Genomic DNA, 11,676 nt, shown 5'->3' with positions numbered 1-11,676 from the left:
GAGTCTCCTTCAAGAGGAAGAAGGGCAGACGGCGCGCAGGTGAGGGGACCGGCCCGGTACGCGGGCGGTCCTGCGGTCACGCCGTCTCAGACGCGGCGGAGGCGGATGAAGTAGATCATGACCGGCACCGTACGGGATGTCCGATTCGGCGCGCCACCCGATTTCCTCCTTTCGTAGGGCATTCGCCGACGGGCAACCGTTTGCGGTACCTGCGGCCGGGAGGCGGGTCTAGGGTTCACCCGCTTTCGTCGGAGCTGAAAAGGGAGAAAACAGTGAGACGTGCTGTAATCGCCGCGGTGGCCGCCGCCGCGCTGGCGTCCGCGCTCGTGGCCGCGCCGGCCGCGACCGCCGCGCCCGCGCCGGCCGCCGCGTCGATCGCCTGGGGGCCGTGTACCGACCCGACGCTGGTCACCGCCGGCGCCGAATGCGGATACCTGGCGGTCCCGCTCGACTACTCGAAGCCGAACGGCGAGCAGGTCCAGCTCGCCGTCAGCCGCGTCAAGCACAAGGTCGCCGACGCCCAGTACCAGGGCGTCATGCTGACCAACCCGGGCGGCCCCGGCGGCTCCGGCCTGCTGCTGGCCACCCGCGGCCCGAGGGTGCCGAACCACGCGGGCGACGCCTACGACTGGATCGGTTTCGACCCGCGCGGGGTCGGCGCGAGCAAGCCCGCGCTGTCGTGCGACCCGAACTACATGACCTACGACCGGCCGGAGTACGTGCCGGTGACGCCGCAGCTCGAGCGCACCTGGCTGGCCAAGGCCAAGGGTTACGCCGACGCGTGCGCCAAGAACAACTCGCGCGCGCTGCTGCAGAACATGAAGACGACCGACACGGTCAAGGACATGGACTCCATCCGCAAGGCGCTGGGCCGGAAGCAGCTGAACTTCTACGGCTACTCCTACGGCACCTACCTCGGCCAGGTCTACGGCACGCTGTTCCCGCAGAACGTCCGCCGGATGATCCTCGACTCGACCGTCGACCCGCGCGGCGTCTGGTACGGCGACAACCTGAACCAGGACGTCGCGTTCGACGTCAACATCCGGATCTGGTTCGGCTGGCTCGCCCAGCACGACGACGTCTACCACCTCGGCAAGACGCAGCCGGCCGTGCAGCACCTGGTCAACGAGCAGCTGCTGAAGCTGGCGCTGCACCCCGCGGGCGGGGTCATCGGTTCGGACGAGCTGATCGACGTCATCCAGCAGGCGTCCTACTACCAGCTGCGCTGGACGCTGCTCGGCGACGCGCTGTCGAAGTTCGTCAACAACGGTGACGTGGCGACGATGAAGTCGCTGTTCGAGGCGTTCGGCGGCCTCGGCGACGACAACGGCTACGCGGTCTACCTCGCCGTCCAGTGCTCCGACGTCCAGTGGCCCACGAGCTGGAACCAGTGGAAGGCCGACAACTGGAAGACGTTCGCCAAGGCGCCGTACTTCACCTGGCAGAACGCCTGGTACAACGCGCCGTGCCTGAACTGGCCGGTGAAGCCGGGCACGCCGACGAAGGTCGACGGCCACGGCGTGCAGAGCGTGCTGATGATCGACGAGACGCTGGACGCGGCGACGCCGTTCCCGGGCAGTCTCGAGGTCCGCAGCCGCTTCCCGGGCGCGTCGCTGATCTCGGAGCCGGGCGGCACGAGCCACGCGATCACCCCGCGCGGCAACGCGTGCGTCGACAACAAGATCGCCGACTACCTGGCGACGGGCGCGCTCCCGGCCCGCAAGCCGGGCCGTACGGCCGACGTCGAGTGCGCGCCGCTGCCCCAGCCGACGCCCCCGGCGCCGGCTCCGGCCGCATCGGCCAAGGCTGACACTCAGGGTCTGGTTTCGGGCCGGTTCGCCGGCTGACCTGCGGTAACCGCTGAAAGCGGGGTGTCGGGCCCAGTGCCCGGCACCCCGCTTTTGTCTGTGGTCACCTCAAGCGCCCCAATGTGGCGTTGGGTGGATCTGACGCACCCAATGTGGCGTTCGGTGCGTCCAGCGCACCCAACGCCACATTGGGGCGTTCGGGACTCTCCCGCACCGGGGGCTTTGAAGTTGAGCGGACTTTGTGTTACAAAGTCCATGCGACTTTGCGATTCAAAGTTCACGAAGGGGGACCCATGGACACCGGACCGGCGTTCGCGCTCCACGGCCTGACCAAGCGGTTCGGGGCGGTCACGGCCGTCGCCGATGTGTCGGTCGAGGTGGCGCGCGGGGAGGTCGTCGCGCTGCTCGGGCCGAACGGCGCGGGCAAGTCGACCACCGTCGACATGCTGCTGGGGCTGACCAAGCCGGACGCGGGGGAGGTCGTCGTCGGGGGCGGGAGCCCGCGCGAGGCCGTCGACCGGGGGCTGGTCGGTGCGATGATGCAGAACGGCGCGCTGCTGCCGGACGTCACCGTCGGCGAGATCGTCGCGCTGGTCGTCTCGACGCACGCCAAGCCGCTGCCGGCGGCCGAGGTGATCGCCCGGGCCGGCCTCCAGAACCTCGTGAAACGCCGCTGCGGCAAGCTTTCCGGCGGCGAGCGGCAACGCGTGCGGTTCGCGCTCGCCCTGGCGGGCGACCCGCGGCTGCTCGTGCTCGACGAGCCCACCGCCGCGATGGACGTCGACGGGCGGCGGTCCTTCTGGGCGTCCATCCGCGCCTTCGCCGACGCCGGCCGCACCGTGGTGTTCGCGACGCACTACCTGGCCGAGGCCGAGGACTACGCCGACCGCGTCGTGCTGATGCGCCACGGCAAGGTCGTCGCCGACGGCCCGGTCGCCGAGGTCCGGGCCGCGGTGTCCGGGCGCGTGCTGAAGGCCGTCGTGCCCGGCGCCGGCGAGAGCGACCTGGCCGCGCTGCCGGGCGTCACGAGCGTGCAGATCCGCGCCGGCCGCGCCGAGCTGGCCTGCGCCGACTCCGACGCCGCGATCCGCGGCCTGCTCGCCGCGCACCCGCTCGCCGCCGACATCGAAATCACCGCGCTCGGCCTGGAAGAGGCGTTCCTCGCCCTGACCGCCGACGAGACCGAAGGAGCCGTCGCGTGAACACGACGTACCTGAGCCTGGAGATCAAGCGGATCGTCCGCAGCCCGCAGTTCACGATCTTCACCATCGGCATGCCGGTGGCCATGTTCCTGCTGTTCGGCTCGATCTTCGGCAAGCTCGTCGCGCCGAACGGCCTCCCGGCGGACGTCCAGACCATGATCAACCTCGCCGCGTACGGCGCGAGCGGCGGCGCCCTGTTCACCGGCACGAGAGTGGCGCAGGAACGCACCGACGGCTGGCAGCGGCAACTGCGCCTGACGCCGATGCGCGGCCCCGGCTACCTGGTCGTCAAGGTCATCTCGGCCATGGCCGTGGCCCTGCCGGTGCTCGTGGTGGTGTTCGCCGCGGGCCTGGCGATGGGGGTGCAGATGAGCGCCGCGCAGTGGGGCCTGGTCCTGGTGTCGCTGTGGCTCGGCACGCTCCCGTTCGCCGTGCTCGGCCTGGCCATCGGCCTGTTCGGCAAGGGTGACACGGTCGGCGCGGTCACCGGCGCGCTGATGATGCCGCTGGGCATGCTCGGGGGCCTGTGGATCCCGCTCTACGTCCTCCCGGACTGGATGGCCACGCTCGCCCACTTCTTCCCGACGTTCTGGCTCGGCCGGGTCGGGCTGGAACCGCTCGCCCACGCGGGCGGGATGGGCCTGGCGGCGCTGGTGCTGGCGGGCTGGCTGATCGTCCCGGCCCTCGTGGTGGTGCGCCGGTTCCGGCTGGACACGGCGCGGCTGTGAATGCGTGTTAACTTCCGTGCAGTACTGCGGGGTCTGCACGGGAGGGTGAGACAGGTGGACGACGAGCCGATGTCGGCCGAAGAGTCGCTGAACCTGATCGCCCAGCAGAACCGGCAGATGCGCCGGGAACTGGGCGGGGGCCCCGCGCGGATGCTCGCGGCGTGGGCCCTCGCCTGGATCGTCGGCTGGGGCTTCGCCTACTACGCGACGCGGACCGGGAACGTGCCCGGCTGGATCGCCGGAGTGGTCGTCGCGGTGCTGTTCTTCGCCGCGATCGGCTACACCACCTACGTCAGCGCCCGGAGCGGGCGGGGCATCCGCGGGCCGTCCCGCACGACCGGCGCGATGTACGGCTACAGCTGGGCGCTCTCGTCGATCGGGCTGAGCGTGGTCGACATCCGGATCACGCAGTTCGGTTCGCTGTCCTCCGATCAGGTGTCGTTGTTGTGGTCGGGCACCTGGCTGCTGCTGACGGGCGTCATGTACCTCGCGGGCGGGATGCTGTGGCAGGACAAGCTGATGTACGGGCTCGGCGCGTGGATGATCGTCTCGTCGGCGCTGAGCGTGCTGGTCGGGTTCCCGGCGAACTTCCTCGTGCTCGCCGTCTGCGGCGGCGGTGGGTTCCTGCTCGGCGCGATCGTGTACTTCGTGCGTGAGAAGTCCGGTCGCCGATGAGCGATCCGTTGCCCCAGCTCGACCCCGTCATCCACGCCCAGGCGCGGCTGCGGGTCACGGTCGCGCTGGCCGGGCTGCACTCGAGCGACCAGATCACCTTCCCGCGGCTGCAGCAGCTGCTCGACATGACGGCCGGCAACCTCTCGACGCACCTGCGCAAGCTCGAGGACGCCGAGTACGTCGAGATCACGAAGGCCTACGAACACCGCACGCCCGTCACGCTCGTCCGGCTGACCTCGGCCGGCCGGGCGGCGTTCGAGAGCTACACGAAGGCCCTGCACCAGCTGCTGGACGCGACCGGCGGGGACTGACGTGGCCCGCTGGGTGATCCACCTCGACCTGGACGCCTTCTACGCCTCGGCCGAGCAGCTCACCCGGCCGACGCTGGCCGGGCGTCCCGTCCTCGTCGGCGGCGCCGGGCCACGCGGCGTCGTCGCGGGCGCGAGCTACGAGTCCCGCGCGTTCGGCATCCACTCGGCGATGCCGATGGCGCAGGCGCGGCGGCTGCTGCCGGCCAACGGCGTGATCGTGCCGCCGCGGTTCCGCGTGTACGAGCGGCTCAGCCAGGAGGTCTTCGCCGTCGTCACGTCGGTGGCGCCGGTACTGGAGAAGATCTCCCTGGACGAGGCGTTCGCCGAGCCGCCGTCGCTCGTGGGTGCGTCGCTCGAAGCGGTGACGGAGTTCTGCGCGTCGCTGCGGGAGCGGATCCGTTCCGAGACGGGCCTGGTGGCGTCGATCGGCGCGGGCAACGGGAAGCAGATCGCGAAGATCGCCTCCGACGAGGCCAAGCCGGACGGGCTGCTGGTCGTGCCGCAGGGCACCGAACGCGAGTTCCTGGCGCCGCTGCCGGTGCGCGCGTTGTGGGGGATCGGCCCGGTCGCCGAGGGCAAGCTGCGGTTCATCGGCGTCCAGACGCTGGGGCAGCTGGCGGCACTGTCCGAAAAGGACGCCGTCGGCACGCTGGGCGGCGTGGTCGGGCGCGACCTGCGCCTGCTGGCCACCGGCTTCGACGACCGCCCGGTCGCCGACCGCGGCGAGACCAAGCAGGTCAGCGCCGAGACGACGTTCGACATCGACATCAAGGACCTGGCGACGTTGCGCGAGCAGGTGCGGCGGATCGCGGTGGGCGCGCACCAGCGGCTGGTGAAGGCCGAGCGCGTGGCCCGCACGGTGGTGATCAAGCTGCGGCACACCGACATGCACACGGTGACCCGCTCCGAGACGATCTCCGCCCCGACGGACGACCTGGCGGAGCTGGCCGCGACGGCGGAACGGCTCCTGCTGGACCCCGCGGAGTTCGGCGGCATCCGGCTGGCGGGCGTCGCGTACAGCAGCCTTTCGGTACCCCACCAGGACGCGCTGTTCACCCTGGCCGTCCCGGAAACTCCTGCTTCCACGGTGGTTTCCGCCGCCCCGGCCGCCCCGGCCCCACCCCCTTCGACGTGGCGCCAGGGCGACGACGTGATGCACGAGGAGCACGGCACGGGCTGGGTCCAGGGGGCGGGCCACGGCCGCGTGACGGTCCGCTTCGAGCACCGCACGTCGGGCCCCGGCTCCGCCCGCACGTTCCCCCAAGACGACCCGGCCCTGCGCCGCGGCGAGCCCGGCGACTGCCTGCGTTAAAGCCGTGAATGGCACATTGAGGGACTCTAAGTCCCTCAATGTGCCATTTACGGCACTGAGACCTACTCGGCCGAGCAGCCCTGGAGTTTGGCGACCTCCTGGCCGGCCAGGAGGAACGCGCCGACGCCGTAGGCCGCGGTGTCCGTGGCCTTCGCGGTCGCCGGGCGGTCGCCGACGCCCTGGACGTAACCCACCAGGCCGCTGGGCTGCAACGCCTTCGTCGACAGCGCGGTCCACGCCTTGTCGACGACCGGTCGGTACTTCGCGGCGGGGAGGATGCCCGCGTCGACGCCCCAGCCGATGCCGTACGCGAAGAACGCCGTGCCGCTGCTCTCCGGGCCGCCGTGGTCGAACGGGTTCAGCAGGTCCGAGTTCCAGAAGCCGTCACGCCGCTGCAGCAGGGACAGCGAAAACGCCATCTTCTTGTACACCCGCAGGTATTCCGCGCGGTGCGGGTCGGTGGCGGGCAGGGCCTGCAGCACCTTCGCCAGCGCCGCCAGGGCCCAGCCGTTGCCGCGCGACCAGAACACACCCGAGCCGGTGAAGCGCGCGTCGCGGTACCACAGACCGGTCAGCTCGTTGAACAGCTTGTGCTCCGACGACTTGAACAGCTTGTCCATCGCGTCCACATAGGACGAATCGTGGTCGATGACGCTCATCCGCGCGAACGACGGCATCGCCATGTTCAGCGCGTCGACGTAGTTCCAGTAGTCCTTGTGACCCGCGTTCACGCTGGCGACCTCGTCCTCGATCCGGGTGCGGATCGAGTCGAGCGAGATCTCCGGGTGGAAGTACGTGTAGAGGTCCAGGTAGGCCTCGCCGGCCGCCTGGTCGTCCGGGAAGAACGGCCGCTTCGGGTCCTGTGGCAGCTGGTAGTTCGCGGCCTCGGCCCAGGGGAGCGTCTTGTGGTTGGACTGGCCGGTGGTCCGGACCAGCGCCAGGTTGCCGACGTGGAACGTCGCGTTCTGCCAGTCGATCGCGTCGAGGTTCGTGCCGTTGGCCACCCAGTAGTTGCCGGCGGAGACCATCTGGTCCGCGACGGCGCAGTCCGCGGCGGCCGCGGTGGCGACCGGAGCGGACAGCAGCCCGCCGGTCAGCGTCACGGCCGCGAGCACGCCGAAGCCGCGAATTCCCGGGAAACGCATGGGAGCGTCCTCCTCAGCAGGTCGTGGCGGCGGGTGGGTCGCAGCGAGTGTTCAGGCTTCCCGCTGGACGTGTCAAGGTGCCGGTGAGCGGTACGGCGCAACGGTTTCCAGCAGCCGACGCGACGCGGCTTCGGCCCCGTCGGCGTTCTTCGCCAGCACCAGCGTGAGCACGCGGGAGTGCGCGACGAGCTCCAGCGGCTCGCCGTGCGCCCGCAGCGCCGCGACGACGGGCACCTGTAGCTGCGCGATGAGCGCGTTGCCGGAAGCGCGGATCAAGGCTGCGTGGAACTCCGAGTCGGCCTCCTGGAACGCCGTGGTGTCCCGTCGCTCGACGGCGTCCGCCATGAGTTCGTAGGCCGCGGCCATCGCCGAGAGCTCGCCCGGGCGCCGGTGGTGCGCGGCCAGCCGGGCCGCCTGTGGCTCGATGGTCAGCCGCAGCTCCAGCAGCTCGTGCAGGTGCTTGCGGCCGTCGGGCCCGTTGACGCGCCACGCGATGACGTCGGGGTCGATCGCGTCCCACGCCTCCGGTGGCAGCGTCCACGTGCCGACGCGCGGCCGCGCGGTCACCATGCCCTTCGACTCCAGCACGCGCAGCGCTTCGCGGACCACCGTCCGGGATGCGGAGAAGCGGCGTCCGAGTTCCTCGGGGACGAGCGGCTGCCCGTCCCCGAGGACGCCTTCGACGATGAGCCTGCCCAGCTCGTCCACTATCCGAGCGTGGAGGTTCACCGCTACTCGGGCAGGCCGACGCGGCGCTCTCCGCTGCGCAGCTGCTGCAGCACGACCGCGATCACCAGCAGGGCGCCGTGCGCGACGTTCTGCCAGAACGGGTTGATGCCGAGCCCGGACATGCCGTTGTCGAGCACGCCCAGGATGATCACCGCGAGCACGGTGGAGATGATCGATCCGCGCCCGCCCTTGAGCATCGTGCCGCCGAGCGCGGCGCCGGTGACGGCCTGCAGCTCCAGGCCCTCGGACCCGGACACCGGCTGGCCCGAGCCGGTGCGCGCGGTGATCAGGACGCCCGCGACCGCCGCGACCACGCCGGCCAGCGCGTAGACGCCGATGATGTACCGGTTGATGTTGATGCCGGCCAGTCGCGCGGCGGTGTCGTTGCCGCCGATCGCGTAGACGTTGCGGCCGATGTCGGTGTACTTCAGCAGGAAGTGCAGCGCCGCCGCGACGATCAGGAACACCCACACCAGCGACGGCAGGCCGAGGATGGCGCCCTTGGCCAGGAAGATGAACAGGTCGTCGCCGCCGGTGTAACCCTGCGACTTGCCGTCGGAGATGACCTGCGCGATGCCCTTGTAGGTGGCCAGCATGGCCAGCGTCGCGACCACCGGGTTGACCCGGCCGAAGATGATGATCATGCCGTTGACCAGGCCGCAGACGATGCCGACGCCGACCGCGGCGAGGATGCCGACCTCGGCGTTGCCGGACGAGGTGAACACCATCGCCGAGACGACCGAGGCGAGCCCCGCCATCGAGCCGACCGAGATGTCCAGCGCGCCCAGGATGATCACCAGCGTCTGCACCAGGGCGAGCAGCCCCATGATGGTGATCGCGCTGCCGATCAGCAGCAGGTTGTTGGTGCGCAGGAAGTTGTCGTTCAGGATGCTCAGCAGCACGATCAACGCGACGAGCGTGATGATCAGGCTCGAGTTCTGCACGCCGATGCCGGTGAGCACCCGGCGGACCGGGGAGGGCTGCTGCGGCGCTCCGGGTTCTTGGGCGGCCTTCTCCTGGGTGGGGGTGCTCATGCGCCGATCTCCTGCTGCTCTTCTACTGCCGGTTCGGTTTCGGGGATGGCGAGGGTCAGCACGGCTTCCTCGGTCGCGTCGGCACTGGCGATCTCGCCCGCCAGCCGTCCGGCGCGCATCACGAGGATGCGGTCGGCCAGCGTCAGCACCTCGGGCAGGTCGGACGAGATGACCAGCAGCGCGATGCCTTCCGCGGCGAGGCCGTCGATGATCCGGTAGATCTCGGCCTTGGCGCCGACGTCGACGCCGCGGGTCGGCTCGTCGAGGATCAGCAGCTTCGGCCGCCGCGCGAGCCACCGCGCCAGGACGGCCTTCTGCTGGTTGCCGCCGGACAGTTTCCGCACTTCCTGCTCCATCGACGGCGTCCGCACGCGAAGCTCGCGGATGTACTCCTCGACGAGCGCGCGTTCCTTCGCGCGCTTCACCACGCGGAAGCGGCGAAGGCGGTCGAGCACGGAGATGGAGATGTTGTCGCGCACGGACCGCTGCATGAGCAGCGCGTCCGTCTTGCGTTCTTCGGGCGCGAAGCCGATGCCCGCTTTGACGGCGTCGCCGGGGTTGCGGGCGCGCAGCCGCTTCCCGGCGAGCTCGATGGTCCCCGAGCGGATCGGCAGGTCGGCGACGATCGCGCGCGCCAGCTCTGAGCGTCCCGCGCCGACCAGCCCGGCCAGGCAGACGACCTCGCCCGCGCGGACCTGCAGCGAGATACCGGTGACGTCGTCGGTGGTCACGTCGTCGAGCTTCAGCACGACTTCGCCGGTGTCCTGCGTGACACGGCGTTCGAGCGCGGACAGGTCGCGGCCGATCATCATCCGGACCAGGCTGGCTTCGTCGGTCTCCGCGGCCTGCTGGACGCCGACGAGCTTCCCGTCGCGCAGCACCGCGACGCGGTCCGCGAGCCGGAAGATCTCCTTCAGCCGGTGCGAGACGTAGACGACGGCGACGCCGTTGTCGCGCAGCCGCCCGATCAGCCGGAACAGCGCGTCCACCTCGTGTTCGGACAGCGACGACGTCGGCTCGTCGAAGGCGATCACCTTCGGCGGGGTGTCCGCGGTGAGCACACGCAGGATCTCGACGATCTGCCGCTGGGCGGCCGAGAGCGCGACGCCGAGCGTCGCCGGGTTGAGCACGCCTTCGAAGCCGTACTCGGCGAGCGCGTCCTGCGTCGCCTTCAGCAGCGTGCGGCGGTTGAAGACCCGCGCCTTGGCGGGGAGCTCGCCGACGAAGACGTTCTCCGCCACCGAAACGTGCGGGATGATCTCGGGTTCCTGGTAGATCACGCGCACCCCGGCGGCCATCGCGGCGCGCGGGGTGTCGAAGGTGACCTCGGTGCCGTCGAGCAGCAGACGGCCGTCGTCGGGGCCCTGGTCGCCGGAGAGCACACGCAGGAGCGTCGACTTGCCGGCGCCGTTCTCGCCCATCAGCGCGAGCACCTCGCCGGAGCGGAACTCCAGCGAGACGTCGTCGAGGGCGGTGACCCCGGAGAAACGCTTGCCGATGCCCTCGACGGCGAGCGCGGGAGCAGAGCTGGACATGATCGCCTTCCGTACGGCGGTCGTGAGTGCGTAACAGTGTTAGAACACTGTTACGCACTCACGAGGGGGTCGGTCAGGTGCAGTTGACGCCGGCCTGCTTGTAGTTGTCCTTGTTGACGATCGTGGTCTTCGCGATCGTCTCCGCGGGCAGCTCCTTGCCGTTCTTCACCTTGTCCACCAGCACCTGGATCGCCGAGCGGCCGACCTCGGCGCCGGAGATGTAGAGCGCGGACTTGTTGCCGGTGTCCTTGCCGGCCGCCCAGTCCTTGCAGGTGAGGTACGCGCCGAGGCCGACGCCGATGATGTTGTTCGCCTGCACGCCGGAGTTGGCCAGCGCCGTCACGACACCGGTCTCGTTCTCGTCGTTGCAGCCCCAGACGACCCAGTGCTTGACGCCCGGGTTCGAGCCGATCACCGCGCCGGAGCGGTTCTGCGCGTCGACCGGCGAGTTGTCCGTGCCGACGTCGATCACCGGGATGCTCGGGTCACCGGCCTTCGCGAACGCGGACTTGGCGGCGTTGACGCGGTCGGTGCAGACGCTGAGGTCCTGCTTGTAGGCGCTGATGATCTTGGTGTCGGCGGCGGTCCAGCCGGCGGCCTTGAACAGCTTCCCGGCCTCGGTGCCGACCGAGTCGCCCATCTGGCTGCCGTTGAAGCCGACGAACGGGGCCTTCGCGCCGGAGCCGTCCTTGATGACGTCGTCGGAGGCGATGATCGGGATGCCCGCGCTCTTCGCCTTGTCGATCACCTGCGGGCCGATGGCCTGGTCGGGGACGACGATGGCGACGCCGTTGGCGCCCTGCGCGACCGCGGCGTCGAGTTCGGTGATCGCCTTGTTGGCGTCCTGGCCGAGGTTGACGACCTTGAGCTCGACGCCGAGCTCCTTCGCCTTCTCCTGCGCCCCCTGCGCCTGCTCGACGAAGTACTGCTGGTCGCCCTGTTTCTGCAGGTAGTACAGCGTGATCTTGCCGTTGGCGGGCGCCTGCTGCGACGCCGGTGCTTCCGTCTTGCCGGAGGAGCAGGCGGCCAACATGGCACCGGCAATCAAACAACAACCAACAACGCCCCAGGTCCGTGACCTGTGCGGGTATGTGGACATCGAGTGCTCCCATGGGGGCCGGGGGTGAGTGTTGCGGGCGCGTGAACGCCGTGTGACTCGTATTACAAGACACTCGTTCGGGTGACGTCAAGACGCTC

The 11,676-nt window shown here is 70.1% G+C and carries 11 protein-coding genes; 6 read left to right on the top strand and 5 right to left on the bottom strand.

Annotation, left to right across the window (positions count from 1 at the left end; genetic code table 11):
- Positions 1 to 272: 272 nt before the first annotated feature.
- From ACLJQZ_RS20105 to ACLJQZ_RS20080, 6 genes are all read left to right on the top strand, one after another.
- A complete protein-coding gene (locus ACLJQZ_RS20105; protein ID WP_410621488.1) occupies positions 273 to 1,847 on the top strand; it encodes an alpha/beta hydrolase in 1,575 nt (524 codons plus the stop codon).
- Positions 1,848 to 2,101: 254 nt separating this feature from the next.
- A complete protein-coding gene (locus tag ACLJQZ_RS20100; protein ID WP_326946722.1) occupies positions 2,102 to 3,010 on the top strand; it encodes an ABC transporter ATP-binding protein in 909 nt (302 codons plus the stop codon).
- Positions 3,007 to 3,738, top strand: coding sequence for an ABC transporter permease (locus ACLJQZ_RS20095; protein ID WP_326946723.1), 732 nt, complete (start codon positions 3,007 to 3,009; stop codon positions 3,736 to 3,738). Before ACLJQZ_RS20100 ends, ACLJQZ_RS20095 begins: the two co-directional genes overlap by 4 nt.
- Before the next feature lie 54 nt (positions 3,739 to 3,792).
- Positions 3,793 to 4,413, top strand: a complete 621-nt coding sequence (locus ACLJQZ_RS20090) for a hypothetical protein (protein ID WP_410621487.1) — start codon at positions 3,793 to 3,795, stop codon at positions 4,411 to 4,413.
- Positions 4,410 to 4,724, top strand: a complete 315-nt coding sequence (locus tag ACLJQZ_RS20085; RefSeq protein WP_410621486.1) for a winged helix-turn-helix domain-containing protein — start codon at positions 4,410 to 4,412, stop codon at positions 4,722 to 4,724. Before ACLJQZ_RS20090 ends, ACLJQZ_RS20085 begins: the two co-directional genes overlap by 4 nt.
- Position 4,725: 1 nt before the next feature.
- The gene (locus tag ACLJQZ_RS20080) at positions 4,726 to 6,036 is read left to right on the top strand and encodes a DNA polymerase IV (RefSeq protein WP_410621485.1); all 1,311 of its coding nucleotides are present in this window, start codon (positions 4,726 to 4,728) and stop codon (positions 6,034 to 6,036) included.
- Positions 6,037 to 6,098: 62 nt separating this feature from the next.
- On the opposite strand, the gene ACLJQZ_RS20075 is transcribed toward ACLJQZ_RS20080, so the two are convergent.
- The 5 genes from ACLJQZ_RS20075 to ACLJQZ_RS20055 form a co-directional block, all read right to left on the bottom strand.
- Positions 6,099 to 7,181 (bottom strand): glycoside hydrolase family 88 protein, encoded by a 1,083-nt coding sequence (locus ACLJQZ_RS20075; protein WP_410621484.1) that lies wholly within the window; start codon positions 7,179 to 7,181, stop codon positions 6,099 to 6,101.
- A gap of 72 nt (positions 7,182 to 7,253) precedes the next feature.
- Positions 7,254 to 7,910, bottom strand: a complete 657-nt coding sequence (locus tag ACLJQZ_RS20070; protein WP_410621483.1) for a FadR/GntR family transcriptional regulator — start codon at positions 7,908 to 7,910, stop codon at positions 7,254 to 7,256.
- A gap of 2 nt (positions 7,911 to 7,912) precedes the next feature.
- Positions 7,913 to 8,944 carry an ABC transporter permease gene (locus ACLJQZ_RS20065; protein ID WP_410621482.1) on the bottom strand — a complete coding sequence of 344 codons (1,032 nt, stop codon included), beginning with the start codon at positions 8,942 to 8,944 and terminating at the stop codon, positions 7,913 to 7,915.
- Positions 8,941 to 10,479, bottom strand: a complete 1,539-nt coding sequence (locus tag ACLJQZ_RS20060) for a sugar ABC transporter ATP-binding protein (RefSeq protein ID WP_247061613.1) — start codon at positions 10,477 to 10,479, stop codon at positions 8,941 to 8,943. The genes ACLJQZ_RS20065 and ACLJQZ_RS20060 overlap by 4 nt, the downstream gene beginning before the upstream one ends.
- Positions 10,480 to 10,552: 73 nt before the next feature.
- Positions 10,553 to 11,527 (bottom strand): substrate-binding domain-containing protein, encoded by a 975-nt coding sequence (locus ACLJQZ_RS20055; RefSeq protein ID WP_326946729.1) that lies wholly within the window; start codon positions 11,525 to 11,527, stop codon positions 10,553 to 10,555.
- Between the last annotated feature and the right edge of the window lie 149 nt (positions 11,528 to 11,676).

Source organism: Amycolatopsis sp. cmx-8-4 (genome assembly GCF_046548675.1).
Lineage (GTDB): Bacteria > Actinomycetota > Actinomycetes > Mycobacteriales > Pseudonocardiaceae > Amycolatopsis.
This window is presented reverse-complemented; position numbering and strand designations above follow the sequence as displayed.